Annotated in this window: 25 protein-coding genes; 8 read left to right on the forward strand and 17 right to left on the reverse strand. The window is 66.3% G+C overall.

Going from position 1 to position 25,870, the window contains the following annotated elements; translation table 11 throughout:
- Window positions 1-40: 40 nt before the first annotated feature.
- The 7 genes from folP to CURSPS6_RS01975 all read right to left on the reverse strand — a co-directional run bounded on the left by folP (window position 41) and on the right by CURSPS6_RS01975 (window position 7,895).
- Window positions 41-973 (reverse strand): dihydropteroate synthase, encoded by a 933-nt coding sequence (folP, locus tag CURSPS6_RS01945; protein ID WP_235503654.1) that lies wholly within the window; start codon window positions 971-973, stop codon window positions 41-43.
- Window positions 970-1,539 (reverse strand): GTP cyclohydrolase I FolE, encoded by a 570-nt coding sequence (gene folE / locus CURSPS6_RS01950; RefSeq protein ID WP_030013724.1) that lies wholly within the window; start codon window positions 1,537-1,539, stop codon window positions 970-972. Before folE ends, folP begins: the two co-directional genes overlap by 4 nt.
- Before the next feature lie 2 nt (window positions 1,540-1,541).
- Window positions 1,542-3,716, reverse strand: coding sequence for an ATP-dependent zinc metalloprotease FtsH (ftsH, locus tag CURSPS6_RS01955; protein WP_200910814.1), 2,175 nt, complete (start codon window positions 3,714-3,716; stop codon window positions 1,542-1,544).
- A gap of 134 nt (window positions 3,717-3,850) precedes the next feature.
- Entirely contained in the window at window positions 3,851-4,402 is a 552-nt protein-coding gene (gene hpt / locus CURSPS6_RS01960) for a hypoxanthine phosphoribosyltransferase (RefSeq protein WP_030013729.1), read from the reverse strand.
- Window positions 4,403-4,519: 117 nt separating this feature from the next.
- The gene (gene tilS / locus CURSPS6_RS01965; protein ID WP_030013730.1) at window positions 4,520-5,707 is read right to left on the reverse strand and encodes a tRNA lysidine(34) synthetase TilS; all 1,188 of its coding nucleotides are present in this window, start codon (window positions 5,705-5,707) and stop codon (window positions 4,520-4,522) included.
- The gene (locus tag CURSPS6_RS01970; protein ID WP_082469937.1) at window positions 5,707-6,930 is read right to left on the reverse strand and encodes a zinc-dependent metalloprotease; all 1,224 of its coding nucleotides are present in this window, start codon (window positions 6,928-6,930) and stop codon (window positions 5,707-5,709) included. The genes tilS and CURSPS6_RS01970 overlap by 1 nt, the downstream gene beginning before the upstream one ends.
- A 77-nt stretch (window positions 6,931-7,007) precedes the next feature.
- A complete protein-coding gene (locus CURSPS6_RS01975) occupies window positions 7,008-7,895 on the reverse strand; it encodes a hypothetical protein (protein WP_152978028.1) in 888 nt (295 codons plus the stop codon).
- A 178-nt stretch (window positions 7,896-8,073) separates the two neighbouring features.
- Between CURSPS6_RS01975 and CURSPS6_RS01980 the strand changes: the two genes are divergently transcribed.
- Window positions 8,074-9,171: a hypothetical protein gene (locus CURSPS6_RS01980; RefSeq protein WP_030013733.1), complete on the forward strand. Its 1,098-nt coding sequence runs from the start codon at window positions 8,074-8,076 to the stop codon at window positions 9,169-9,171.
- An 89-nt stretch (window positions 9,172-9,260) separates the two neighbouring features.
- On the opposite strand, the gene dacB is transcribed toward CURSPS6_RS01980, so the two are convergent.
- A complete protein-coding gene (gene dacB / locus CURSPS6_RS01985) occupies window positions 9,261-10,706 on the reverse strand; it encodes a D-alanyl-D-alanine carboxypeptidase/D-alanyl-D-alanine-endopeptidase (RefSeq protein ID WP_051687523.1) in 1,446 nt (481 codons plus the stop codon).
- Window positions 10,707-10,914: 208 nt separating this feature from the next.
- On the opposite strand from dacB, the gene ppa reads away from it, so the two are divergent.
- Window positions 10,915-11,391, forward strand: coding sequence for an inorganic diphosphatase (ppa, locus tag CURSPS6_RS01990; protein WP_030013736.1), 477 nt, complete (start codon window positions 10,915-10,917; stop codon window positions 11,389-11,391).
- A gap of 67 nt (window positions 11,392-11,458) precedes the next feature.
- Here the strand turns inward: ppa and CURSPS6_RS01995 are convergent, their stop codons facing one another.
- From CURSPS6_RS01995 to CURSPS6_RS02005, 3 genes are all read right to left on the reverse strand, one after another.
- On the reverse strand, window positions 11,459-12,688 hold the full coding sequence (locus CURSPS6_RS01995) for an amidohydrolase (protein ID WP_030013737.1): 1,230 nt from the start codon (window positions 12,686-12,688) through the stop codon (window positions 11,459-11,461).
- Window positions 12,689-12,750: 62 nt separating this feature from the next.
- Window positions 12,751-13,284: an O-acetyl-ADP-ribose deacetylase gene (locus tag CURSPS6_RS02000; RefSeq protein WP_030013740.1), complete on the reverse strand. Its 534-nt coding sequence runs from the start codon at window positions 13,282-13,284 to the stop codon at window positions 12,751-12,753.
- Window positions 13,285-13,322: 38 nt separating this feature from the next.
- Window positions 13,323-13,979 carry a GntR family transcriptional regulator gene (locus tag CURSPS6_RS02005; protein WP_035810011.1) on the reverse strand — a complete coding sequence of 219 codons (657 nt, stop codon included), beginning with the start codon at window positions 13,977-13,979 and terminating at the stop codon, window positions 13,323-13,325.
- A gap of 143 nt (window positions 13,980-14,122) precedes the next feature.
- Here CURSPS6_RS02005 and CURSPS6_RS02010 point away from each other — a divergent pair, with 143 nt between their 5' ends.
- From CURSPS6_RS02010 to CURSPS6_RS02025, 4 genes are all read left to right on the forward strand, one after another.
- Window positions 14,123-15,559 carry a purine-cytosine permease family protein gene (locus tag CURSPS6_RS02010; protein WP_082469938.1) on the forward strand — a complete coding sequence of 479 codons (1,437 nt, stop codon included), beginning with the start codon at window positions 14,123-14,125 and terminating at the stop codon, window positions 15,557-15,559.
- Entirely contained in the window at window positions 15,556-16,212 is a 657-nt protein-coding gene (locus tag CURSPS6_RS02015; RefSeq protein ID WP_030013744.1) for a flavin reductase family protein, read from the forward strand. The genes CURSPS6_RS02010 and CURSPS6_RS02015 overlap by 4 nt, the downstream gene beginning before the upstream one ends.
- Window positions 16,213-16,313: 101 nt before the next feature.
- A complete protein-coding gene (locus tag CURSPS6_RS02020) occupies window positions 16,314-16,667 on the forward strand; it encodes a cupin domain-containing protein (RefSeq protein WP_030013745.1) in 354 nt (117 codons plus the stop codon).
- Complete coding sequence (locus CURSPS6_RS02025) at window positions 16,664-17,479, forward strand: class I SAM-dependent methyltransferase (RefSeq protein ID WP_030013746.1); 816 nt, start codon at window positions 16,664-16,666, stop codon at window positions 17,477-17,479. The genes CURSPS6_RS02020 and CURSPS6_RS02025 overlap by 4 nt, the downstream gene beginning before the upstream one ends.
- 165 nt (window positions 17,480-17,644) lie before the next feature.
- Here CURSPS6_RS02025 and CURSPS6_RS12260 read toward each other — a convergent pair whose 3' ends face one another.
- The 5 genes from CURSPS6_RS12260 to CURSPS6_RS02045 all read right to left on the reverse strand — a co-directional run bounded on the left by CURSPS6_RS12260 (window position 17,645) and on the right by CURSPS6_RS02045 (window position 23,590).
- Window positions 17,645-18,526: an Abi family protein gene (locus tag CURSPS6_RS12260; protein WP_082469963.1), complete on the reverse strand. Its 882-nt coding sequence runs from the start codon at window positions 18,524-18,526 to the stop codon at window positions 17,645-17,647.
- Window positions 18,527-18,710: 184 nt separating this feature from the next.
- A complete protein-coding gene (locus CURSPS6_RS02030) occupies window positions 18,711-20,189 on the reverse strand; it encodes an amidohydrolase (protein WP_030013747.1) in 1,479 nt (492 codons plus the stop codon).
- A gap of 17 nt (window positions 20,190-20,206) precedes the next feature.
- On the reverse strand, window positions 20,207-21,715 hold the full coding sequence (locus tag CURSPS6_RS02035) for a PTS transporter subunit EIIC (protein ID WP_051687524.1): 1,509 nt from the start codon (window positions 21,713-21,715) through the stop codon (window positions 20,207-20,209).
- A gap of 34 nt (window positions 21,716-21,749) precedes the next feature.
- Window positions 21,750-22,664 carry an N-acetylmuramic acid 6-phosphate etherase gene (gene murQ, locus CURSPS6_RS02040; protein WP_035810014.1) on the reverse strand — a complete coding sequence of 305 codons (915 nt, stop codon included), beginning with the start codon at window positions 22,662-22,664 and terminating at the stop codon, window positions 21,750-21,752.
- The gene (locus CURSPS6_RS02045) at window positions 22,661-23,590 is read right to left on the reverse strand and encodes a MurR/RpiR family transcriptional regulator (RefSeq protein WP_030013752.1); all 930 of its coding nucleotides are present in this window, start codon (window positions 23,588-23,590) and stop codon (window positions 22,661-22,663) included. Before CURSPS6_RS02045 ends, murQ begins: the two co-directional genes overlap by 4 nt.
- Before the next feature lie 228 nt (window positions 23,591-23,818).
- On the opposite strand from CURSPS6_RS02045, the gene nrdI reads away from it, so the two are divergent.
- Together nrdI and nrdF are read left to right on the forward strand one after the other, a co-directional pair.
- Window positions 23,819-24,217, forward strand: a complete 399-nt coding sequence (gene nrdI / locus CURSPS6_RS02050) for a class Ib ribonucleoside-diphosphate reductase assembly flavoprotein NrdI (RefSeq protein ID WP_235503658.1) — start codon at window positions 23,819-23,821, stop codon at window positions 24,215-24,217.
- A 49-nt stretch (window positions 24,218-24,266) separates the two neighbouring features.
- Complete coding sequence (nrdF, locus tag CURSPS6_RS02055) at window positions 24,267-25,292, forward strand: class 1b ribonucleoside-diphosphate reductase subunit beta (RefSeq protein ID WP_082469939.1); 1,026 nt, start codon at window positions 24,267-24,269, stop codon at window positions 25,290-25,292.
- Here the strand turns inward: nrdF and CURSPS6_RS02060 are convergent.
- Window positions 25,289-25,870, reverse strand: coding sequence for a TetR/AcrR family transcriptional regulator (locus CURSPS6_RS02060; protein ID WP_051687525.1), 582 nt, complete (start codon window positions 25,868-25,870; stop codon window positions 25,289-25,291). The two genes, nrdF and CURSPS6_RS02060, sit on opposite strands and share 4 nt — an antisense overlap.

The following is a 25,870-nucleotide window of genomic DNA, read 5'->3' on the forward strand; positions in this document are numbered from 1 at the left end:
CTGGGGTGCATCGCGCGGCGATGCCGAAAAATCCTTTGTATCAGGATGCTGGACGATCCACCCTGGCCGCGAGTAGCTTGCGGGTGACTTCCACCGCATCGCGGGAGGCCGCGGCGTCGTGGACCCGGACCGCCCACGCCCCGTGTTCGGCGGACAAAGCCGAGATGGCCGCGGTTGCCGCGTCGCGCTCCGCGGGCCGGGGAACCTCCCCCGCGTCGCCCGCGCCACGCCCCGCGATGCTCGACCGGGCCTCCCCCAACAGGGTCCCCAGGAAGCGCTTCCGGGAGGCGGCGATCAGCACCGGGTGACCGAGCTCGACGATGCGGTGCATTCCGGCGAGCAGCTCCCAATCCTGGACGCCGCCCTTCGCGAAGCCGAGACCGGGGTCCAGGATGATCTTGGCCGGGTCGACGCCCGCGTCCACGAGCCGCTGGCGCCACTGCACGAGTTCGGCCCGGACCTCCTCGACGGTGTCCTCGTAGTGGGCGAGCTGATCCATCGTGCGCGAGTCTCCGCGCGCGTGCATGAGGACGTAGGGCACCCCGGTCTCGCGGACGACGTCGATCATGGCGTCGTCCAGGCGCTGCCCCGAAACGTCGTTGATGATGTGGGCCCCGGCCGCGACGGCGGCACGCGCGGTCTCGGCGTGCATCGTGTCCACCGACATCACGACCCCGCGCGCGGCCAGCTGCCGAATCACGGGAAGGATTCTTTTCCGCTCGATCTCCGGGGCGACCGGCTCGGCCCCGGGGCGGGTCGATTCCCCACCGACGTCGATGATGTCGGCCCCCTCGGAGACGAGCCGCATCGCGTGCCGCACCGCCGAGGACGGCTCGTCGTGCAGGCCGCCATCCGAAAAGGAGTCGGGGGTGACGTTGAGAATCCCCATGATCAGGGTCCGGTCTCGGGGAAGGGCCTCGTAAGATCCCCAGCCGCGGAGGCTCAGGACGTCGGGGGCCGCGGCGCGTGTCACCGGCGCGCGCCTCCCAGGATGAGGCCCATGGCCTCCGCACGGGTCGCGGGGTCGCGCAGCTGCCCGCGCACCGCGGAGGTCACGGTCTGCGTTCCCGGCTTCTGGACGCCGCGCATGGCCATGCACATGTGCTCGCCTTCGAGCACCACGATGGCGCCGGCCGGCTTGAGATACTCCTCGAGGGCCTCGACCACCTGCGTCGTGAGTCGTTCCTGCACCTGCGGCCGCTTGGCGTAGAGGTCCACGAGCCGGGCCAGTTTGGACAGGCCGGTGACTCGGCCGTCCTCGCCGGGGATATAGGCGACGTGGGCCCGCCCGAAAAAGGGCACCAGGTGGTGCTCGCACATCGAGAAGAAGTCGATGTCCTTGACCAGGACCATCTCCGAGTGACCGATGTCGAAGGTCGTCTCGAGTAGCTCCGCCGGCCCGGCGGACATCCCGGAGAAGACCTCGGCGTAGGAGCGGGCGACGCGCGCGGGCGTCTGCTTCAGTCCTTCACGATCCGGATCCTCTCCGATGGCGGAGAGGATCTCCCGGACGGCGGCCTCAATGCGGGGCAGGTCCACTTTTACCCCCGACCGTCGGTGCCGTCGCCGGCGCCCTGGACTCCCGACGGGCCGTTGCCCGGCTCATCGGATCCGGGCTCGCCCGGTCCCGGTTGCGGGCCGTTTTCCGGCGGGGTCGCCCCGGTGGAATTCTCCGGAACCTCGAGCGGATGCTCGGGCTTCGCCGCGACGGCCTGGTCCTGGGGTGCCATGGTCTCGGGGTCGGCCGCACCGGCCTCGGCGGCCTCCTGCTTCTCGGCGGGGGTCGTGATCGGGGGGATCTCGGAGACCGGCCGCGAGGACTTCGACAGCCAGACATCGCGCAGCGGACGCTTGCGCACGTCGTGGAAGATCTCGGCGATCTCACGCTCGTTGAGCGTCTCTTTGTCGAGCAGCTCGAAGGCGAGACGGTCGAGGACGTCGCGGTTCTCGGTCAGGATCTCGTAGGCCTCGTCGTGGGCGCGATCGATCAGGGCGCGAACCTCGGAATCGATCGTGGCCGCGAGCTCGTCCGAGTACTCCGGGCCGCCGGAGCCGCCGTCGCGACCCATGAACGGTTCCGAGCTCCCCGAGCCCAGTTTCACGGAGCCGACCAGGGCACTCATGCCGTACTCGGTGACCATCTTCCGGGCGGTCCCGGTGGCCTTCTCGATGTCGTTGGCCGCGCCGGTCGAGGGATCGTGGAACACGATCTCCTCCGCGGCGCGCCCGCCCAGCGCGTAGGCCAGCTGATCGAGCAGTTCGTTGCGCGTCGTGGAGTATTTGTCGTCCACCGGCATGACCATGGTGTATCCCAGGGCCCGGCCGCGCGGCAGGATCGTGATCTTGGTGACCGGGTCGGTATTGCGCAGGGCCGCGGCGACCAGGGCGTGCCCACCCTCGTGGTAAGCGGTGATCTTGCGCTCGAGTTCCTTCATGAGGCGCGAGCGGCGCTGGGGACCCGCGATGACGCGGTCGATCGCCTCGTCAAGGGCGCGGTCGTCGATGATCTGCGCGTTGGAGCGCGCGGTCAGCAAGGCCGCCTCGTTCATGACGTTGGCCAGGTCGGCACCGGTGAAGCCCGGGGTGCGCTTCGCGACGGTTGCCAGATCGACGTTGTCCGCCAGGCGTTTGCCCTGGGAGTGCACCGTGAGGATGCGCAGGCGGCCCTTGAGGTCGGGGGCGTCCACGCCGATCTGACGGTCGAAACGTCCGGGGCGCAGCAGCGCCGGGTCGAGCACGTCGGGGCGGTTGGTCGCGGCGATCAGGATGATATTGGTGTTCTCGTCGAAGCCGTCCATCTCGACGAGCAGCTGGTTGAGCGTCTGCTCGCGCTCGTCGTTGCCGCCGCCCATGCCGGCGCCGCGCTGGCGGCCGACGGCGTCGATCTCGTCGACGAAGATGATCGCGGCCTCGTTCTGTTTGGCCTGTTCGAAGAGGTCGCGCACGCGGGAGGCGCCCACGCCGACGAACATCTCCACGAAATCCGACCCGGAGATCGAGTAGAACGGCACCCCGGCCTCGCCCGCGACGGCCTTGGCCAGCAGGGTCTTACCCGTGCCGGGAGGACCGTAGAGCAGCACGCCCTTGGGGATCTTGGCGCCCACCGAGGTGAATCGGGCGGGGTCCGTCAGGAATTCCTTGACTTCCTGAAGCTCCTCGACGGCCTCGTCCGCGCCCGCGACGTCGTGGAACTTGACGGTCGAGTTTTCCTTGTTGAACTTCTTGGCCTTCGATTTGCCGAAGCTCATGATCTGGCCGCCGCCACCGCCCATGCGGGAGAGCAGGAACCAGAAGAGCAGCATCACGATGAGGAACGGAACGATGAAGCCCAGCATCGAGGTGAACCAGTTGTTCTGGACGGGCTGGTCCGTGTAGCCCTTCAGCCCGGCATCGTCCATGGCCTTGACGACGTCGCCCGCACGCGGCTGGACGTAGTAGAACTCGACCTTCTTGCCGAGATCGCGATCGCCCTCGTGGTAGGAATCCTTGAGGGAAAGCTCAACCTTTTGGTCGCCGTCGTAGATCTTGGCCTCGTCGACCTTGTCGTCCTTGAGCAGCTCCATGCCGACGTTGGTGTCCACGCGGTTGCTGCTGGAGGAGGTCGAGACGAAGATCATGGGCAATAAGACCAAGAGCGCCAAGAAAATCCAGAAATAAGGTCCCTTGAGGATGCGTTCCCGCAGGGTCTTCTTCCGATTCGTATTCTGCTGAGCCAAGCTTTGTTCCTCCGCGTGAGGCGTTCACGGTCGCGATTTGATACTCGGAACAGGGTACCGCCGCAAGCTGAAGAGCGTTGGCCCTTCACCTCACAGCGGACACTGCACCGACGGCGTCGGTGGTCGCCGTCGGTCTAGGAGTAGACGTGGGGTGCGAGCGTACCGATGCAATCCAGGTTGCGGTACTGCTCGGCAAAGTCGAGGCCGTAACCGACCACGAATTCGGGGTCGATATCCCATCCGATGTAACGGACGGGGATATCGGTCTTGACCGACGTCGGCTTCCGCAGGAGCGCGCAGATTTCCACCGTGTTGGCGCCGCGCGATTCCAGGTTGGCCTTGAGCCACGACAGGGTGAGGCCCGAATCGATGATGTCCTCGACGATCAGCACGTCACGACCGTGCAGATCGGTATCGAGGTCCTTGAGGATCCGGACGACGCCGGAGGACTTGGTTCCGGAGCCGTAGGAGGACACCGCCATCCAGTCCATCGTGTAGTGCGCGTGCAGGGCCCGCGACAGGTCGGCCATGACCATGATCGCGCCCTTGAGCACGCCCACCAGGAGGACGTCCTTGTCCTCGTAGTCCTTGTCGATCTGAGCCGCGAGCTCGGAAATCTTTTCCTGAATCTCGTCCTTGGTGAAAAGAACGTGCTTCAGATCGTCCTTGACGTCCTGTGAATCCACTGCTGTCTCCTGCGTGAGTGTTGAAGTCTGTGGTCGTGCGCCGAGCGGAGGGGTCCGCCCGGACCGCGGCGGCACATGGTCACTCTACCTGTCCGTGTCCCGTGCACCTTATCGGCGTCACGTCTCGTCGCCCGGCCCTGAGGTCACGGCGAGAACGAGGGCCCCGTCGCGGGCATTGCCGCCGCGGCCGGGGCCGGACGGAAGCGGACGACGTCGCCACACGGCCACGTGGCCCGCGAGCTGAACCGGACCGGCCTTGCCGGAGGCCCCGAGCAACTCGTCGACGGCCCCGAGCCTCTCGAAGCTCGGAGACTCACCACCCGCGGCGACCACGGCCCGGGCGATGACGCGTCGGCGGAGCGCCCGATGCATCCGCCGGAGAGCGGGCATCGACAACCCCGAGACGGCGCGGCCGTGATCTTCCGGGACGGGCTGATAGGCACCCGGGCTCACCTGCGCCGCCGCGGCGGTGTCTTCCGCCAGCTCTTCCAAGAGTTCGGCGTCGGGCCCCAGGACGGCCGCGGTTCGGGCGAGGGCCTCGGCGATCCCCGGGCCCAGGTGTTCTTCCAGGTACGGAAGGATCTCGTGCCTGACCTGATTGCGGCGGTAGGCCCGGTCGTCGTTGGTGGGGTCGGCCCAAGCGGTGAGCCCTTCGGCCGCGCAGACCTCGTGAATCTCTTCGCGGCGCAACCCCAGGAAGGGCCGGAGCAACAAGGGCCCGTCGGAGCCTTCTCGCACGGGGCGGGCGGCCGGCATTCCCGCCAGGGACCGGGTGCCCGAGCCCCTGCTAAGCCCCAGCAGAACCGTTTCGGCCTGGTCGTTCAGGGTATGTCCGAGCAGAATCGCGGCGGCCCCGGCGCGGTGGGCTTCCCGCTCCAAGGCGTCGTACCGCGCGAGCCGGGCCGCCATCTCCGGGCCTAATCCCCCGCGGCGGACCTCGGCGGTCACGACCCGGACGGGTTCCAGCCCCAGGCCTCGGCATTGCTCGGCGGCCCGTTCGGCCTGCTCGGCGCTGCCTTCTTGCATCTGGTGATCGACGACGACCGCCCCAGCCCGCAGATCTCCGCGGCGGCCGAAGTGCGCGGCGATCGCGGCCAAGGCCAGCGAATCTGGTCCGCCGCTGCACGCGACGAGCACGAGCGGCCGGTCCTCGGGGCCGGGGGCCTCCGAACGCGTGCGCCTCGAGGCCTTTCCCGTGGGCGCCGCTGAGAATCCGGGCAGGTGGGATGAGAGGCACTCGACGACGTGGCGGCGCGCGGAACCGACCGCGGGATGAAGCCGGCCCGTCCGTCCCGACTGCGCCATTAGCGCCGGTCCCCCGGACGCGATTCCGGGCGGTCTCCCGGATGGTCGGCGGAATGCGAGGCGGAGGCCCCCGCCTCGCCGTGCAGGACCCGGTCGATCCAGAGGCCGGGGTTGTGGATCTCCAGTTCGGTCGGGAGGTTCTCGGGCCCCTCCCAGATGCGGTTGAACTTTTCCATTCCGTGGGCGTCCACGACGGCCTGCACGAAGCGTTGCCCGTCCCGGTACTGGCGCATCTTGACGTCGAGGCCCATCGCCTTGCGGATCATCGTGTCCATCGCGCCGCGGTTCTTGGCCCGGCCGTCGAAGCGCCGGCGAATGGTCTTGATCGAGGGGACGACGCTCGCGTCCACGGCGTCCATGACCACGTTGGCGTGGCCTTCCATGAGGCTCATGATGCCCGTCAGCCGGGAGAAGACGGCCGCGGATTCCTCGTCAAGGATCGCCGTCATGCGGTTCTTGGGCACGGGCCGCAGCGCCGGAACGCCATCCCCGGCCGACGGCTCTTCCTCCGCATCCGGCGACGGCGCCGAGCTCCCCCGACCCACGGCGTTTTTGGCGACCTCACTCGCGGCCTCGAGAAGGCGATTGACGAGTTCCTGCCCACCGCCGGAGACCGATTCCGGCAGGCGGGTCATGAGATCGAGCATGTGCTCGCGCAACCAGGGGGCCGCCGCGAATTGCACCCGGTGCGTCTGTTCGTGGAGGCACACCCACAGACGGAAGTCCTCGGGATCGAGGTTGAGCTCTTTCTCGATCATGATCATGTTCGGGGCGACGAGGAGCAGCCGACCGCCCGGCGCCCCGAAACCGCCCAGCGCCGCGAAGGGGTCGTACTGTCCCAGGACCTTGCTCGACATGAAGCCCAGCACGCCGCCCAGCTCGACGGCCGTGCCGACCTCCGCGACTTTCCGGTCCAGCTCGCCCATCTGCTCGAATCGGCTTTTCATTCCGGAGCGGATCAGGCGATTGAGGATGTGCGAGAAGGTCTGGGAATTCGCCCGGGACCACCCCGCCCGATCCACCACCAGGACCTGGGAGTCGTGAAGGTTCTCGGCGGCATCGAGCCCGGTGATCCGGTGAACGTGGTCCACCGAAGCGGTCGCGTGGTAGCGGATGGATTCGACGGCGCCGCGGACTTCCGCGGCGGACATCTTGGGCCCGGCCGGCGTGAGCCGCGCGGCCGTGGCGGCGGCGGCCTCCCACCTGATGATGTTGTCGCTCATGACCCCCACCTTGCCACATTCGCCCCGGCCGATTCGGCGTGACCGCGAGGCTCCTCGATGGGCGAAATACCGCCGCGTCAGGGGCCGGCGGGTTTTCCCGGAGGATCGTTGCGCGACAACGTCGCGGTCACCGTGGTTCCGGCCGGCCGGAGCACTTGTCGGGGCAGACCATCCGGCTCGACGATGACGATGCCGTGCGTGATCTTCATCGTGACCTGCATGGAATCCGGCCCGTGTTCCGTGTAATAGACGGGCTGATGGCTCGTGAGAATTTGGGCATAGGGCCGGTTGACGTCCTTGACCAGCAGGTCCGAGGTGAACCTGAAGGTCTGGGTTCCGCGCCACTGCCGGCCGGTGATCGTCCCGGGGCCGAAGGTCCCCGTGACGTCGGCACCCTGAAGCCCGGCCCGGTGAGCGTTGCCGCCGGCCGGCATGGCGGGGAAGGCATCGGACCGGCCGCCGACCCAGGTGATCGGCTCGTAGGGCGGATCGTTCGTGAAGGTCACGAGGTACTCCACCTCGACGGCGGCGCCCTGGGCGAGATAGGTCCGTCCGGGAAGCCACGAACCGTCGGAGGCCTTCGGCATCGACACGAAGAGCCCGGCCCCGCCGTAGCCGTCCAAGCCCCCGAATGTCACCGTGCCGCCCGGCGTGAAGGTTCCCGCGCCCCGCGCAACGAAGCCTCGCGGCGTCGCGTGGTCCCGCTCGGCGTAGGGAGCGGTCCCCGAGGGGTCCGCCGCCCGGCCCGCGAAGGAGGTGACCCCGAAAATCGTGTCGTAGGGGTCGTCCCACTGCGCGTCGGCGACCTGCACGAACAGCCCGACGTCCGCGGAAATGCCCTCCCGGGTCGACGCCGCCATCGCGGGGACCGTGGTGCTCGCCGCAATCAGCGGCACCGACCACGCGGCCGTCGTGATAATTCCCCTCCGCGACGGAAGAAAACGCTGGTCAGAACCACATTTCATAGTATTTACCCCCTGTCATTGACCCCTGGGATTCGGGGAATTTCCACCCATTCTTGACCACATCCCCCAATGGCCCGAGTGTTCTATTCTAATATCCATCGCCCAACGCGGTCGATATCGGTTTGTTTCACTAACTAATAAGAAAAGGAATTGCCGCATGATGCCTTCGAGAAACATCATGAAACACATTCTGACCTGGGGATTCTCCCTCGTCATTGTCTGCGCCGGACTATCCCCGGCGACCGCAGCGGGCCCTGGGGATAGCGATGGAGACGGCATTCCCGATGCGTGGGAGATCAACGGCTACGACGCCGACGGGGACGGCATCGTCGACGTGGACCTGCCGGCCATGGGAGCCTCCCCCTACCACAAAGATCTCTTCGTGGAGATGGACTATATGCCGGGCCTCCTGCCGTCGGCCTATGAGCTCGGGGTCATCGTGGACTCCTTCGCCCAACTGCCGATCGTCAATCCCGACGGGAATCGCGGGATCAACCTCCATCTCGACGCCGGGCCCGCACGGGGGCAGGCCTACGACCTCGGGGGTGGCAACGAGATCCCTCACAGCGATCTTCTCGGAGGCATTAACAGCGTGATGCAATTGCGGCGGACGGATTCCGATCCGGCCCGACGCGGCATTTTCCACTACATGGTGTGGGGAGATTCCTATCAGAATTCCTCGTCCTCGGGACTCGCCTGGTCGAGGGGAATGGAATTCATGGTGACCGTGGGTCCGCGATTCTGGGGTAAGGCTAGCCCGGGGGCCCGAGTCGGCTCATTCATTCACGAACTCGGACATAACTTGGGATTGGGTCACGGGGGCAGAGATGGCGTTAATGATAAGCCAAATTATTTCAGCGTGATGAATTATCGATATCAGGTGACCGGGGTCCCCCGACTGCATAACAGCAATTATTTCGGATATTCCACCCGCACCCTGCCGGCCCTGGACGAAAACGCCTTGGACGAGACCCGGGGTTTCGGCGCCGGCGCCGCCGGTTATGCCGTCGAGGACCCGCGGGACCGGTCGCGGCTGATTCCGGCCAACGGCCCGCTGGACCTGAACCACGACGGAAAGATCGCCACGACCCCGGTTTCGGCGGATCTCAACGGGGACGGAAGCCTCTCGACGTTGACCGCGATCAGCGACGCGCAGTCGTTATTCTTCCCTGCCGGCACCGGCCGCCGCGGGGTGGGCCCGGACGGTAACGCCCCGACCGTCGAGGAGAACGAACTGACGGCCGAGGACGCCCGCGCCCAGGGTGCGATCGACTGACCGACGGCCGCCGCGATCCGCGGTCCCGGGGGCGGCGCTCCTCGCGACGGCCGCTGTCCGGGGCCTCCTCCGAACGCGCGGCCCCGGACTCACAGCTGGGTCAGGGTCGCGACGGAGCTATCGAGCGCCGTCACGGCCGCCTTGGAATCCTTGACGTCGTTGACCACGAAGGAATAGGCGAGCAAACGTCCCTTGCTGGTCGTGGTGTACCCGGTCAACGAGTTCACGGTCAGCAGGGTACCCGTCTTGGCCCTGGCGTTTCCCTGCGCCGCAGTGGTTCCGTCTTCCTCGAAGCGCGCGGCCAGCGTCCCGGTCCCGCCGCCGACCGGGAGGGTTTCGGCCAGGTTGGAGGTCGCCGTGCGGGACTGCGTGGCCTTGGCGATCAGCTGGGACAGCGTGACCGGGGTGACGCGGTCGTCCGCGGAGAGGCCGCTGGAATCTTTCTGAGTGAGGCCCTGTGTCGAGATCCCGGCGTCGGTCAGCGAACTCTTGACAGTCGCGACGGCGCCGTCGATGGAGCCCTCGTTCCCCGCGGAGATCGCCGCGTTACGCCCCAGCACCTCGGCGAGGACATTATCGGAGTTCTCCATCATGTATCGGGCCTGTTCGAGCACGGTGGCCGACTCGACGGAGGCGACCCGCCGGGCCGAGTCCTGATCGGTCGCCGCGGGCGTGGTCGAGCCGGCGCTGAAGGCCAGCCCGTGCTCGGCCCCGGCCTTGTTGAGGGCGTCCACGTACGAGCTCAGGGCTTCGGCCCCGGCGTCCCGGGGGCGGTGCGAGACGTCTTCCCCATCCGACGGGCGCTGGGTGTGGTGGTCCCACAGGGCGATGGGCGAAATCCCCGTGGCGTATCCGCTCTTCACGTCCTCGGGTGCCCAGGCGGGGTTCACCGCGGGGCCCGTGTACATCGAGGCATCGAGATTGACCGGTAGCGTGCCCGTGACGCCGTCGGCCGCGAGCTTCGAGACGGTCTGATCGGCCAACGTTCCCAGACCGGCGTGGCCGAGCACCGAGCCGTCCTCCGAGGCGCCGTCCGCGAGCATCGTGTCGCCGCCGGCCACGAGGTTCAGAGACGAGGAGTCCTTGGACAGGTACGCGTCCGTCGAGTACCTCGCGTTGGGATCCGAGTGGCTCAGCAACGCGAATTCGGTCAGGAGCTTCATGTTCGAGGCGGGGGTCACGGGGTGCTCGGCGTCCTGCCCGTACAGGACCTCACCGCTCTTGACGTCCACCACCTGCGAGACCATGGTTCCCCCGTCGCCGAGCTTCTGCGCGGTCGCGGCCAGGGGGGCCTGCAGCTGATCCGCGGTCGGCTGGGGCGCGTCCTCCGGCAGGTCCTTAAGGGAGGAAGCCACCGTGGAGATCGAGGACATCGGCTTCGGCTGGTCGGTGCCCGAGAGCTGATCCCAGCGGCCGGTCGCGGTGGGCACGAGCCACGCCCCGATGCCGATGCATCCGGCGGCGAGAATCGCGGAGCCGACCCACCATCCCCGCGCGGATTTCCGGTTCGGGCGGTTCGGGCGGCGCGTGCTCATCGATCTCCTTCGTCAGGACGGGCGGTTCTCCCCCGCCGCTGTTCGGCCTGGGCAGTGACAATGATCTTCCACGAGTTTAGGCCCAACGCGGGACCGGGGTTTTTCCCAAAGTATGTGCCGGAGGATAGATTGTGAAGACGAAGGGCCGCATCGCCGGCCGAATCCGCCGCGGGTCCCCCGCGGAACCCACGTTCAAGGAGCACCATTCATGGAACTTGATGTCATGATCGAGATCCCGCAGGGATCCCGCGTTAAGTACGAAATCGACCACGAGACCGGGCGCCTGCACTTGGACCGCGTCCTGTTCACCTCGATGCAGTACCCGACCCACTACGGATACTTCGAGAACACCCTGGGCGAAGACGGCGATCCGCTGGACGCCATGGTTCTCATGGACGTCGACATCATTCCCGGTGTCATCGTCGAGGCCCGCCCGATCGGCGTCTTCAACATGACCGACGAGGCCGGTGGCGACGCCAAGGTCCTGTGCGTGCCGACCGACAAGCGCTACGACTCGATCCAGAGCCTCGACGACGTCGATGACTTCAAGAAGGGCGAGATCAAGCACTTCTTCGAGCGCTACAAGGATCTCGAGCCCGGCAAGTGGGTCAAGGGCGAAGGCTGGGACTCCAAGGAAGAGGCCGAGCGCCTGGTCACCGAGGCTCAGGAGCGCCTGAACAAGTAGTTCGCCGGCTCCTCACGGGCCCGCCCCGCGGCAAGACGCCGCGCGGCGGGCCCGTTCGCGTTCGGGGCTACTTCCCCAGGTATCCCAGGGCGGCGATCGTCTGCGCCTGGGTGCCGGTCTCAAGGGTCGGATGGATCACCGGGTAGAAGTACGGCGAGTGATTGGCGGGGATATCCTCCTGGATGCTGCCGTTCTGCGCGGACCGTTGGTACTCCTCGGCGTCGGCCCCGCCGAAGAACCAGTAACAGTACGGGACCCCGAATGCGTCTGGGATCTCGCTGAAGTCTTCCGAGGCCGTCGCCGGGGAGCCCTCCTGAACCGTTCCCTTCGCGAAACCACCGATCAAGGCCTTGCTCACGTGCTCGGTCACGGAGCGGTCGTTGTCGGTCAGCGGGAACTGGTCGTAGTACTCGAAATCGGGCTCCTCGGGAGAGCCGGCGGCCTCGCACTCTCCGCGCACGATCCGCTCGATCGAGGCGATCACGCGATCGCACACCTGCTCGTCGTAGGTCCGCAGGTTCAGCCGGAGCTCCGCCCGATCGGGAATGACGTTAGCCTGCTGCCCAGCCGAGAGCGATCCCACCGTCAGTACCGCGAAGGCCCCGGGCTCGACCTCGCGGGAGACCACGGTCTGAAGCCGCAGCACGATCGACGCGGCGAGCACGACCGGGTCCACGGACAGGTGCGGCATCGACCCGTGCGAGCCGCGACCGTGCACGGTGATCTTGAGGGAATCGGCCATCGAGAGCATGGGCCCCGAGCCGAGGAAAACCTGACCCGAGGGCTTCGGCATCACGTGCTGGCCGAGCACGACCTCCGGGCGCGGCACCTTTTCGACCAGGCCGTCGTCGATCATGGCGCGGGCGCCCCGGGAATTCTCCTCCGACGGTTGGAACAGCGCGATGTAGGTCCCCGCCCAAGCATCCCGGTTCTGGGACATCAACCGCACGGCCCCGAGCAGGCACGCGACGTGCATGTCGTGGCCGCACGCGTGCATCACGCCGTCGTTCTCGGAAGCGTATTCGAGGCCCGTTCGCTCGGCCACGGGCAGGGCATCGAAGTCCGCGCGGGACATGATGGTCGGTCCGTCACCGTTCTCGACGACGGCCACGACGCCGGTCTTCCCGATGACCCGCGGCGTAAGGCCAAGGTCGGTGAGTTCGCGTTGGATGACCTTGCTGGTGCGCTCCTCCTGCATTCCGAGCTCGGGGTGGCGGTGGAGGTCTTTGTAGAGTTCCTCTTGCCAATCGATCTGGTCCGCGAGTTGCGCCAGGACGTTCTCGGGCTGATCTCCCATGTGTTCCTCCCATTGATCATCGAGCGATCCGGGGCAAAGGGCCGGATCGGAGCACCGCGGGCCTAACCGGTCAGGGCCGCTCGGTACCCATCTTCCGCCTCTCGGCCGAACGGCACAAAGGTCACGGTCTCGATGGCCCGCCCCACCTGTCCGTCCATGTCCCGCACGGTCTCCACGGCGATCCGGGTCGCATCACTCATCGGCCACCCGTAGACCCCCGCCGAGATCGCGGGGAAAGCGATGCTCTTCGCGCCGAGCTCGGCCGCCGTCAGCAGGCACGTGCGGTAGCAGGAGGCCAGAATCGGGGCCTTTTGCGCGTATTTCTCCGGGGAGGACGCGTAGGTCGGACCGACGGTGTGGATGACCCAGCGGGCCGGCAGGTTCCCGGCGGTCGTCGCGGCGGCCTGGCCGGCCTCCAAACCGTCGGGGAATCGTGTCTGCCGAAGCCGGCGGCATTCCTCGAGGATCGTCGGCCCGCCGGCACGGTGTATCGCGCCGTCCACGCCCCCGCCTCCCAGAAGCGAGGAATTCGCGGCGTTGACGATGGCGTCGGCGCTGAATCGGGTGATGTCTCCGGGATGGATGTCGATCTGCATGCCTCCAGCCTAGGAGCCCGGCGCGGATACCGGAACGGTCAGGCGCTCAGCACCCGTTGGGCAAAGCCGCGGAGATAGTCGTTGAGTTCCCGGGCCGCGCGATCCCCCGCCTCCGGGTCCCGCGCCAGGATCGCCTCCAGCATCCGGCGGTGCAGGCCCGCCCCGGTCACGAGGTCCTCGGGGTCTCTCACGTGCGAGGTCCAGAACCGGCGCGAGAGATTCTGCAGGGGAATCATCGAGTCGACCAGGAAGTCGTTGTGCGCCGCCCCGTGCACGAGACGGTGGGTCTCGCGGACGGTCTCGGAGTAGCCGGCCAGCGTGAACTCCTCGGTCGCCAGCCGTCGGGCCATGGTCTGGATGGCCTCGCGTTCGGCGAGGGTCGCGCGATCGCAGGCGAGCCTCACGGCGAGGCCGTCGAGCTCGCGACGCAGCTCCAAGATCCGCATCTCGGTTTCGGCGCCGACGTCCGTGATGAGGATGCCGCGATTCGGGTGGATCTCGACCATGCGCTCCCTGGCGAGCCGGTGCACCGCTTCCCGCACCGGGGTCCGGCCGAGGCCGGTGTGCTCCATAAAGTCCGCCTCGGAGACAAAAGTCAGCGGTTCGATCTCACCGTGGATGATCATGTTTTCGATGCGTTCGTAGGCTCGATCGGTCAGGGATCGTGGGGCGGCGGTGCGCTCGGCGTGAGTCATGCGGCGTCCTTCCGGGCGGGGAATCGGTGGTCAGAAAAAAATTTTGGCGTGGAGGTTATATATACAACCGATATATCGGTAGAGTGTCCCACAACATAAGTGTCGCAGATCACTCGATCGGCGATATGACGAGGAGATGACACATGACCACCACGCCCGACATCGGCCCCAAGACCATGGAGATGCGGTCCATCGACTGGATTCCTCCCAAGGAACGGCACGGTTCCCCGCTGTCGCTGTTCTTCCTGTGGTTCGCGGCCAACAGCTCGATCACCGCGCTCGTGACGGGCGGGCTCTTCGTGATCCTCGGCAATTCCGCCCTATGGTCCATTCCCGCGATCATCATCGGCAACCTGATCGGCGGCTTCATCACCGCGCTCCACTCCGCCCAGGGCCCGCAGCTCGGTGTGCCGCAGATGATCCAGTCCCGCGCGCAATTCGGCTATTACGGGGCGATCCTGCCGCTGATCTTGGCACTGATCATCTACATCGGCTTCTACGCGACCGGCCTGGTGCTCGGCGGGCAGGCCCTGGCGACCCTCCTGCACGTGAGCGTGCGGTGGGGCGCGGTGATCTTCGCGGTCTTCTCCACGGTGCTCGCGATCGCCGGTTACAAGTGGATTCACAAGTTCTCCCACGTCGCGTCCGTGCTGAGCGGCCTGGTCTTCATCGTCCTGCTGGTCATCATTCTGGGCGGTCCCATGCGCCACGAGATCGCCTCGAGCAATGGTTTCGCCCTCGCGCCGTTCATCCTGGGCGTGTCCCTTTCGGCATCCTGGCAGCTGACCTTCGGCCCGTACATCGCCGACTACAGCCGGTACCTCCCCGAATCCACCTCGCAGCGCTCGACGATCGGCTGGACCTTCGGCGGCAGTTTCTTCGGGGCTTCCCTGGCCATGACGGTCGGGGCCTTCGCGGCGCACCTCGGCGGTGAAGCCTTCGGCGCCCACCAGGTCGGGTACCTGTCCGGGCTGGCGGGATCGTTCTTCTGGCTGGTGCTGCTGGCGGTCGTCGTCGGGAAGCTGACCGGCAATACGCTGAGCTCCTACGGCGGCTTCATGTCCCTGGCGACGATCGTCACCGCGATTGCCCGCCACGAGGTCATCAAGCCCAAGGCCCGCTCGATCTACGTGTTGATCATCTCGCTGCTGGCCGTGATCATCGCGTTGTTGGCATCGGACAACTTCGTCGCGGTCTTCACCGACTTCCTGCTGTTTTTGCTCTACTTCATGACGCCGTGGTCCTCGATCAACCTGGTGGACTATTACCTCGTGCGCCACAAGAAGTACGACGTCGACGCCCTGTTCCAGCGCAACGGCCCCTACGGAACCATCAACAAAGGAGCGTTCCTCGCTTACGGGCTGGGCGTGCTGATCCAGATTCCGTTCATGAATTCCGAGCTGTACGTGGGACCCATCGCCAACCTCTTCGGAGGCGCGGAGGTTGCCTGGATCATCGGCCTGGCGGTCTCCGGTGCGCTGTACCTCTACATCGCCAAACGCAACCAAGCCCGTGGGCTCAACCCCGCCGGCAAGCCCCTCACCCGCACCGAACCCACCACCGAAAGGGTCTCCTCGTGAAATACGATCCGAACGCAGCCACCAAGCCCCTGGACCATTCGCCGTTCAAGGCGCTCACGGTTCCGCGCCCGATCGGGTGGCTCTCCAGCGTCAGCGAGGACGGCGTCGAGAATATTGCGCCGTACAGCCAGTGGCAGAACCTGACCTTCGATCCGCCGATGGTCATGTTCGCCGCGAACCAGTACCCGGACGGGCGCCGCAAGGACACCGTGGTCAACGCGGAGAAGACCGGCTGGTTCGTGTGGAACATGGCCACGTGGGACCTCCGCGAGGCCGTGAACACCAGCGCGATGGTGTTGCCCTCCGAGGAGAGCGAATTCGACCGCCTCGACGTCACGCGCAGCTACGCGGACCTCTCCAACACCCCGATGGTCTCCGAGAGCCCGTTCCACTACGAGTGCAAGTACCTGACCACGCACCGCCTTCCGGGGAAGTCCAACGTCGGGACGATCGACGTGGTCTACGCGACCGTCGAGCGCATCCACCTGGATGAGCGGTTCCTGACCGACACCGGGCGCGTGGACATCGAGGCCGTGAAGCCGATCGCCCGCATGGGGTACTTCGACTACACGGTGGTCACGGACACCTTCGAGATGCGAGTCCCGGGGGCCGACGCCGACGCGCAGGCCGGGTTGGGCGGGCAACCGCGGTAACGCAGGTCGCGGGGTTCGGCGTCGGGACGCTCGGACAACTCGGAGAGGTTGGAGTAACATCTCGGGCTACATCAATGATTCGTCCTATGAGGTGCCGTCTCATGCCGCATACAACCCGTTTATCCGAGTCCGTGGTGACCACGGAGGTGTTCGACAAGCTACCGATCGTCCAGGAATCCACCACCTCGAGGGTTCTGGTCAATAACGCGCTTCTGCGCCAGGTGACATTTTCGATGGACGCCGGCCAGATTCTCACGGAGCACGCCTCCAGCCGGGCCGTCGTCGTCACGATTCTCGGCGGTCGCATGGTCTTCACGGTCTCCGGCACGGCTCACACGGTGACGGCGGGTGACTCGATCTTCCTGGCACCGAATGAACGGCACGCCGTGGAAGCCCTCGAGCCGTCCCGCATGTCGCTGACTTTGGTCCGCGCGGACGGCGGGGAGGAACGGTGAGCCGGGACCGGAAAGGATCGCGCAGCGGTCCGGAAGAGAAACGTCTCCAGGGGCATTGGCTGCTCGCCACGATGGGCAAGACCGTCCTGCGTCCCGGAGGCCTCGAGATGACCGAGGCCCTGCTGGAGCACGCGCGTCCGCTACCCGGCGAAACGGTGGTCGAGTTTGGTCCCGGCGTGGGCAGGACCGCGAGGTTATTGCTCGGAACGTCCCCCGCGCGGTACATCGGCGTCGACCCCAACCCGGAAGGGGCGCCCGCGCTCCGGAAGGTGTTGGCGGACTTTCCGCATGTCAGCACCCGTGTGGTGACCGCGGACGCCAAGTCCACCGGCCTCCCGGATGAAAGCGCGGACGTCGTGATCGGCGAGGCCATGCTGACCATGATGAACCCGCGGGACAAGGTCGCGATCATTGCCGAAGCGGCCCGGATCCTTAAGCCGGGCGGCCGCTACGTGGTCCACGAGATGGGGCTCGCGCCCGAAGACATCGACCCGGACACGGCCGCCGAGCTTCAGAAGGAGATTTCCCGGACGGTCAAGGTCGGCGCCAGGCCGTCGACGATGGACCAGTGGCGAGCCCTCCTCACGGAAGCTGGGTTCAGCATACGGTTCGCCCATCAGAATCCGATGAATCTGCTGGAGCCCCGGCGCGTACTCGCGGACGAGGGCCTCCTGGGCACAGCGCGCATCGCGAAGAACATGATCGTCAATCCCGCCGGCCGGCACAGGATGCTGACGATGCGGGCGGTCTTCCGGAAATACGGCGAGCACCTGTGCGGCGTCGGATTCGTCGCTACGGCATCGAAGGGATGAGGGGCTCAGGCCCGGAAAAGGCGCGGACGCGCGTCAATCCATGGAAATAAAGAATTAATTTGGTAACCATCGCACTGATTCCGAACCTATTTTGCATGGAATGTCTTACCCCGAAGCGGGCCTGAGATTCGCGATCCTGGTCACCTAAAGCACGACCTCATCGACCTAAAAATTGCCACTCCAATTGTTTGGCAATCCCATGGCCGCTGGATCTACAAGTGGATTTCGCAAGAAATCCGAGTTGATAACTTGAGAAATTTTATCGGGCCAGCTCGTCCCCGGGGAGGCCATCCGCAAGAGGTGAGCCATAACGGTAAGAGCGCCAAAGATTCTTTCGCTTTGCCCCTCAGGGAGGCCGTTAAACTCGCGCTGAGTCCGCAAGGCCACTGTCGGAGCCGGCGTGAACTTCTTGTTCCATAACCGACCATGGTGGGCACAAACATTTCGCACGACCGTAAGTTGTTCCATCCATCGAACCAACGGAGGAAGTGCTTTTACCTTGCGCTGTTGATTGAGCGATAGTTGACCAAGATCCGGGACTATCTCGAGCCCCTCGCTAATACATCGTTGATCACGCGCCGGGAGGCCTTCAAAGAGCCGGGAAACATCTGCAAAGTCTAGAACTTCAGCTAAGACCCAAAAAGGATATTTGTCCGCGTATTCATATTTGTAATGCTTTACAGACTCGTTAGTTCGAGCAGCAAGATCAATACGCTTTCTGGCAACTTTCATCCAATCCGAATGACAGAATTTTGGCCGAAACCTATCGTGCTCCAAGTAAGCGAGAGGTCCATTAACACACAGTAATTCACCCATACGAGTACGCATAGTAACCTCGATCCGCTCCATGCCATCATGAACCAAGGTGCGCAATTTTCTATCCGACTCGTAAAGATCAACAACGTCACGAAACCTTGCTCCCTGAACGAAATTGTCCGTTCGGATGTTCCGGGGATCCATCGATCTCGCCGGATACCAATATGCGGAAAGCCGATAGTAACTCACGTTGGAGAGCCACTGGAGAGCAAGGCCCTCATCAACAGACATACCACGACGCCTGAGCAATTCGACGTGTTGCTCGACCGTCAAGGACGGTTTAAGCGACCTAGCCAATTCGTGGTCCTCAGTGCCTAGAAAGAGATCCAGCCCACTCCCAACCGTAGTCGGGGCAGGCTGAACGGTTGAGGCGATAATATCACAAGTGCATACCGCCGTCCGCCTCTTGAGCCACTTATTGCATCCCCCAGTGCGTCGCCCGACCACCGACGAACGTCGCGGCCACCGGCATGTCCGCCAGGTTCCGCGCGGATTCCTCCGGCGTCGCCCCCGCGAACGGGTCGCGGTCCACGAGCACGACGTCGGCGGCGTCGCCCGTGCGGATCCGGTTGATTCCGTCCGTCGACGCGGCGAGCGCCTCCCGCGCCGTCAGGGACTGCTCGGGATGCCACGCCTCGCGGCCATCCGCCGAGCGATGAACGGCCGCCGCCATCGCGAGCCACGGGTCGAGCGGGGCCACCGGGGCGTCCGAGCCCATCGCGAGGGTCACCCCGCGGTCGCGCATGGTGCGCAAGGCGAAGCATCGCTCGGCGCGATCGGCCCATAACCGGTCCATGACGTCGCGGTCGTCGAGCAACTGCGCCGGTTGCACGCTTGCGGTCAGGCCGGCTCGGGCCAGACGATCGATATCCTCCCAGCGGATCACCTGGGCGTGCTCGATCGAGCCGCGCGCGCCCGTCTGCTCGAAGGCGTCGAGGGCCTCCCCGACGGCGGCATCGCCGAGGGCGTGCAGGGCCACATCCAGCCCCGAGCCCCTCGCCAGGCCCAAGAGCCTGCGCAGCTCCGGTGCGGGCACCGTCTGCACGCCGCGCGCATTCGTGAGGTCTGCGGCGTCCAGGTACGGGTCGCAACAGTGTGCGGTCCGGGTCCCGAGCGAGCCGTCGGAGATGATCTTGAGGGGTCCCATGCGCACCAGACCGTGCTCGTCCAGGGCGTCCCCGCTGGTCAGGCCGCGGGCCAGGACCTCATCCATCCGGTCGGGGTACACGCCGGTGCGGACCCGAAACGGGGCGGGCTCCCCCGCGAGCCGCTCGGGCCACACATCGTGATTCGCGGCAAATTCCAGGTCGACGATCCCCACCACGCCCCGGGCCGAGGCCGCCTGCATCGCGTCGCGGACCGCCGAGGCGGTATCCGGCACGTGCGGCTCGATCTTCGCGAACAGCGGGAACCAACGGTCTTCGTCGATGAGACCGTCGATTCCACTCACGCCCACCAGGGCCAGGGCCGCCGAATTCAGCCAGCCATTGTGCATATCCCCGCTGATCAGAATCGCGGGCCGGGCGCCTGTCACCGCGTCCAGTTCCGCGACGGTCGGCTGCCTGGGCCACACCGACGCGCGGTATCCGAAGCCGAAGATCACCGCCTCGTCCTCGGGATTCTCCAGCACAGCCTCCCCGACGATGCGGGTCACCGCGTCGGCCGTGGCCGTCCCGCGCAGGTCCAGGCGTGACCGGGAAACCGCCCACTGGTCGAAGTGCACGTGGGCGTCCCACAGGCCGGGGATCAGCCATCGCCCGTCGGCGTCGACGACCTCGTCCGAGGGGCGGGGCTCGATGCTCGGGCCGAGGTCCACGCGGCCGTCGGCGAGGCGCGCGTCCACGATGGCCCCGGTGGCGGCGTCGCGGACGTGGCGCAGGAGATAAGAGATCATGATCCCCCTTTTCTACCTCATGCGGCTTCCGACTCCACAGTCGAGGCGTCATCGGACATCCGCTCGACCAGATCCTTCGGCACGCCGAAGAAGTACGTCAGCAGGAATCCCGCGATGTAGGAGATCACGAGTCCGACGCCGTAGATAGCGATCGCCGAGCCGATGCCGTGATTGCCCGCCGCCAGCGGGAAGAGCGCCCAGCCGCTCGGCCCGATCGCCGTGGATCCCGTCGCGAACCCCAATTGGTTAAACAGGCCGATGAATCCGCCGCCGAAGGCGCCGCCAATGCACGCGGTGATGAACGGGCGTCCCATCGGCAGGGTCACGCCGTAGATCAGGGGCTCTCCGACGCCCAGGATGCCCGCCGGAAGGGCCGACTTGATGGTGTTGCGCAGGGCGTGGTTGTGGATGCGCAGATACACGGCCGCGGTGGCCCCGACCTGCCCTCCGCCGGCCATCGCGAGGATGGGCAACAACACCGTGTACCCCGCCTGCGCGATGAGCGTGGTGTGAATGGGAATGAGGGCCTGGTGCAGACCGAGCATCACGAGGGGCAGGAACAGCCCGGCCAGGACGAATCCGGCGAAGCCGCCGCCCGCGCCGAGCAACCAGGTGGCCGCCGCGCCGATTCCCGTGGAGATCCACCCGGCGACCGTCATGAGTGGGAAGAGCGTCAACGCGCCGGCGACGAGCACGGTCACGGTCGGCACGATCAGCATGGCCAGGGATTCCGGCGCCCACTTGCGGCACCATCGTTCGATGTAGGCCGCCAGGATCGCGGCGAACAGCGCGCCGATCACGCCGCCCTGCCCCGGAACCAGCTCGGTGCCCAGGATGGACACCTTGGCCACGCCCGCGAAGGGGATGATCGCGGCGACCGCCCCGCCCAGCACCGGCGTACCGCCGAATTCCTTGGCGGCGTTCATGCCCACGAAGACGGCGATCAGGGTCATGAATCCGCTGGAGATCGCCGTGAGCACGGGAACCACGCCGGTCGCCCACGGCCACGCCCCGTTGGCCGCGAAGTTCTGCAACACACCGCTGATGCCCGCGACGATGCCGCACGCGATCAGCGCCGGAATCAGCGGCAGGAAGATGTTGGCGATGCGGCCCAGGAAAGCTCGCACCGGGGAGGAGCGTTTGGCCTTCTGGGAGCTCTTCATGCGGGCGCCCAGGGCCTGAAGGTCGTCCGGGGAGGCAGCCCCTCCCGTGGCGGCCTCGGGCTCGCTCGCCCCGGTTGCCGCCGTGGCCTCGGTGCTGCCTTCCGCCTCCGGAGCCCCGGCGAGCGTCGTCTCGATGTCTCGGGCGACCGTGTCGACGATGCCCGGTCCCAGCACGACCTGCATCGTGGGTCCGGGCACCACCCCGAGGACCTCGTCGATGCCGCGCAGGGCCTCGACGTCGACCCGGGACTCATCCGCGACCGGAATGCGCAACCGGGTGATGCAGTTCTCCACACCGCCAATGTTTGCGGCGCCGCCGAGGCCGGCGATCACCTGCTGGGAAATGTGCTTCTCGTCGGCCATGACGACTCCTTTGTCCGTGTGCCGTGGTGTTTCTTCAGCCCTGGTGGGCGGTGCGATCGAGGGCGGTTCGTAGCACGCCCGCGTCTCGTGCCAGCTCGGTTTCGGCCCGTTCCGCCGAGAGATTGCCGAGGATCGACAGGATCGCGACCTTCGCGCTGCCGCCGGCGGCATCCACCGCGCGCTCGACGGTCTCGGCTTCGGCCCCGGTGACTTCGGCGACGATGCGTCGCACCCGCTCCCGAAGTTTGATGTTGGTCGACTGCACGTCGACCATGAGGTTTCCGTAGGTCTTCCCGAGCCGGACCATCGCGATGGTCGAGATCATGTTGAGCACGAGCTTCTGGGCGGTGCCAGACTTGAGACGTGTCGAACCCGCGACCAGCTCGGGGCCGACGACCACGTCGATCGGGTGCCGGGCGGCGGCCGCGAGCGCGGACCCGTCGTTGCACGCGATGGACCCGGTGGTCGCGCCGCGCTGGGCGGCTTCCCGCACGGCCCCGATCGCGTACGGGGTCCTCCCGGAGGCGGAAACCCCCACGACCGTGTCCTGAGGGCCGACGTCCAGGCCCGCGACGGCTCGGGCGCCGGCGGCGTCGTCGTCCTCGGCCCCCTCGATCGCAGACACCAACGCGTCCGGGCCACCGGCGATCAGGCCGACGACCTGGCCCGGCCGGGTGTTGAAGGTCGGCGGGCACTCGGAGGCGTCCAAGACCCCGAGCCGGCCCGCGGTTCCGGCGCCGGCGTAGATCAGCCGGCCCCCGACCCGCAGACCGGGCAGGGCGGCGTCGATCAGGGCCGCGATCTCCTCGGTGTGTTGCCCCACGGCGAGCGGAACCGTCGAGTCCTGCTGGTTCATCAGCCGGGCGAGTTCGTCGGTGGGCATCCTGTCGATGGCGGAAAACGTCGTGTTGACGGATTCGGTGGTGGGAATGTTCGGGTTTTGGCTCATGCCGAGGTCTCCTCCGGCGGAGCGTTCCGCCGCGATCGTGGTGTTCGCTTGAAAGCGAGGGCGTCCCGCGAGAGGGCCAGCGCGCGGGCGGATTCCTCCTCGCGAAGCTGGTAAACCATGGTGAACAATGCATCGACCACAAAAAGCTGACCCGAACGAGACGTGGTGGCGCCGATCCTCAAACCGGCTTCCCGAGGGGCGACGCTGATCAGCGCCCGTCCCGCTCCCCCGATGGCGCTGCGGGGCTGGGCCGTCAGGCCGACCGTCGCGGCTCCCGAGTTCGCGGCCAGGTCCATCGCGTCCACGACGTCGCGGGTGCGGCCCGAGACCGAAATGCCCACGAAAACGTCCTCGGGACCGAGCAGAACCGCGAAGGTCAGCGCGTCGTGGGCCTCCGCCGCCGCGTGGGCAACGAGTCCGATGCGGCTGAGCTTGGCGGCCAGATCCCGGGCGACCAAGCCAGAGGCCCCGATGCCGACCACCAGAATCCTGCGCGCCGAGGCCAAGGACTCCGCGACGTCCCGGACGACGGCGGCGTCCAGCGTTCTCTGCGTCTGGGCGATGGTCTCCCGCTCCGTCGCCGCGAGCTTGGCGATCACCGCTTCGGGGGAATCCCCCGCGGCCACTCCGGCCGGATAGGAGCCTTCCTCGGAGGCGCCCTCGGCCCGCCCGAGCGACGTCGCCAAGCGCGTGCGCAATTCGCGGTATCCGCGGCATCCCGCGGCCCGCGCCAGGCGGATCACGGAAGCGTCGCTCGTGCCGCTCTGCCGCGCGACCTCGGCGAGCGTCATGGGCATGGCACGCCCCGGGTCGGCGAGCAGGAAGTCCGCCACCGCGGCGGGGCCACGGTTCAGCGTCGGCGCCAGGACGCGCAGGGTCGAGAGGATATCCCCCTCTGTGAAGTTTTCCTTCTTATCGCTACACACAGTGTGGAGTTTTCCTCCATTTGTGAGTCACGTCAACCACTTCGCCATGCCGTAGTTTTAAGTTCGCACTCGTGATATTTCTATATATGGGCCAGCGGATACCCCAAGACCCCCACATCTAGTGCCCCGACCGGCCGTCGCGAAAGGAAGACAGTGTCCACTCACGCCGCGCTCTCCAAGCCTCCCCTCACGTTTACGGACCTCCCTCCGGAGAAATCTCCCCGACTCGTGTACTTCTCCAGCGCCTCGGAGAACACCCGTCGCCTCGTCGAGCGCCTCGGTGTTCGATCCGTTCGCATCCCCCTCAGGCCCAAACGCGACGGGATGATCCGCGTGAGCCGCCCCTACGTGCTGGTCGTCCCGAGCTACGGCGGAGGAGACCCCGCCAAGGCCGTGCCCCGGCAGGTCATCTCTTTCCTCAACGACCCCCAAAACCGGAGCTTCATCCGCGGCGTCATCACGGCCGGAAACACGAATTTCGGTGAGCACTACTGCATCGCCGGACCCGTGATCGCCCGCAAATGCGGCGTCCCGGAGCTATATCGCTTTGAGCTCCTGGGCAATCAGCACGACGTCGAAACCATCCAGCGCGGGCTCACGACCTTCTGGTCCGAGTCCGCGGACTGAGCCGCCACCCGTTCCACGACCCATCCCACCTCGAATCAGAAAGCCGATCATGACCTCGCTCCCCCAAAACCTTCCCCTCGACGACTTCTCCGCCACGCCGCCGTCGTTCCGCCACGACCCCACGGCGCGCCTGCGGCCCGTGAACTGGAATCGCATTCCGGACGAGAAGGACCGCGAGGTGTGGAACCGGCTGACCTCGAACTTCTGGCTCCCGGAAAAAGTGCCGCTCTCCAACGACCTGCCCGCCTGGAATCAGTTGTCGCGGCAAGAGCGCACGCTGACCATGCGGGTCTTCACGGGCCTGACCATGCTGGATACGGTTCAGGCAACGGTCGGCGAGATCAGCCAGATTCAGGACGCCCGGACCGAGCACGAGGAAGCGGTGTACACCAATATCGCGTTTATGCAGGCGGTGCACGCGCGGTCCTATTCGAGCGTCTTTTCGACCCTGACCAGTACGCCCGAGATCGACGCCGCCTACAGGTGGGCCGTGGGCAACGATCTGCTCCAAGAGCGGGCCAAAAAGGTTTTGGTGCACTATTACGGCGAGGATCCGCTCAAGCGTAAGGTCGCCTCGACCCTGCTCTCCTCGCTGCTTTTGTACGCCGGCTTCTACCTGCCGTTGCACTTCTCGGTGCGCGCCACCCTGACCAACACCGCGGATATGATCCGCCTGATCCTGCGGGATAAGGCCGTTCACGGCTATTACTCGGGGTACAAATTCCAGCGCGGCCTGGATCGCGCGTCGGAGTCTCGGCGGGAAGAGATCCGCGAGTTCACCTTCGGGCTCCTTGAGGAGCTCTACGACCTGGAGCTGAAGTACTCCGGGGAACTCTACGAGCCGCTCGGACTCATGGAGGACGTCGCGGTCTTCGTGTGCTACAACGCGAATAAGGCGCTGATGAATCTGGGGTATCCCGCACAATTCACGGCCGAGGAGACCGCCGTCAAACCCGAAATCCTGGCTGCCTTGGCCCCCGGCGCGGATGAGAATCACGATTTCTTCAGCGGCTCGGGATCGGCCTATGTGATCGGCAAGGCCGAGGAAACGGACGACTCCGACTGGGACTTCTAGCCCCGAGCGGCGCCCTTCGGCAGGCATCCGAGCCGCTCGGCCAGGTCACGCAGCGAACCGCCGATATCCACGGTCTGATCCCGGAGCCACTTCAGGCTCAGCCCCTCGGCCGTGGCCACGAGCGTGCGGATCACCACGGGATCGTCCGTGTTCAGCGCCCGCGAGACCACCGACATGACCGCGGCCTCGTGCTCGGCCATGAACTGTGCGGCGGGATGCTCGGGATCGGCCGCGGCCAGCGCCATATCTTCGAAAAGGCGCATGAGACCGGGCGTCTTGGTCATGTCCTGGAGGTAGTCCCAGACGAATTCCGGGTCATCGACGTTGTAGGACTCGCGGATCTTCTCATCCCTGGCCCGAAGAACCTCCACAAATAATTCGGACTTGGAACCGAAGTAGTGCAGCACGCCCGCCTCGGTGAGGTCGGCCTCGTCGGCGATCGCGTGCAACGTCGGGGGCTGAGCGGGGGTCATCCCATACAGGCGCAGGGCGCAATCGAGGATCTCCGCTCGTTTGGCCACGCCTTTGGAATATGAGTTTCGAGGGCCGCTGGTGCGCCGGGAATCGTTCTGTGCCAT

The sequence above is a fragment of the Curtobacterium sp. S6 genome (assembly GCF_000710345.2).
Taxonomy (GTDB): Bacteria; Actinomycetota; Actinomycetes; order Actinomycetales; family Micrococcaceae; genus Rothia.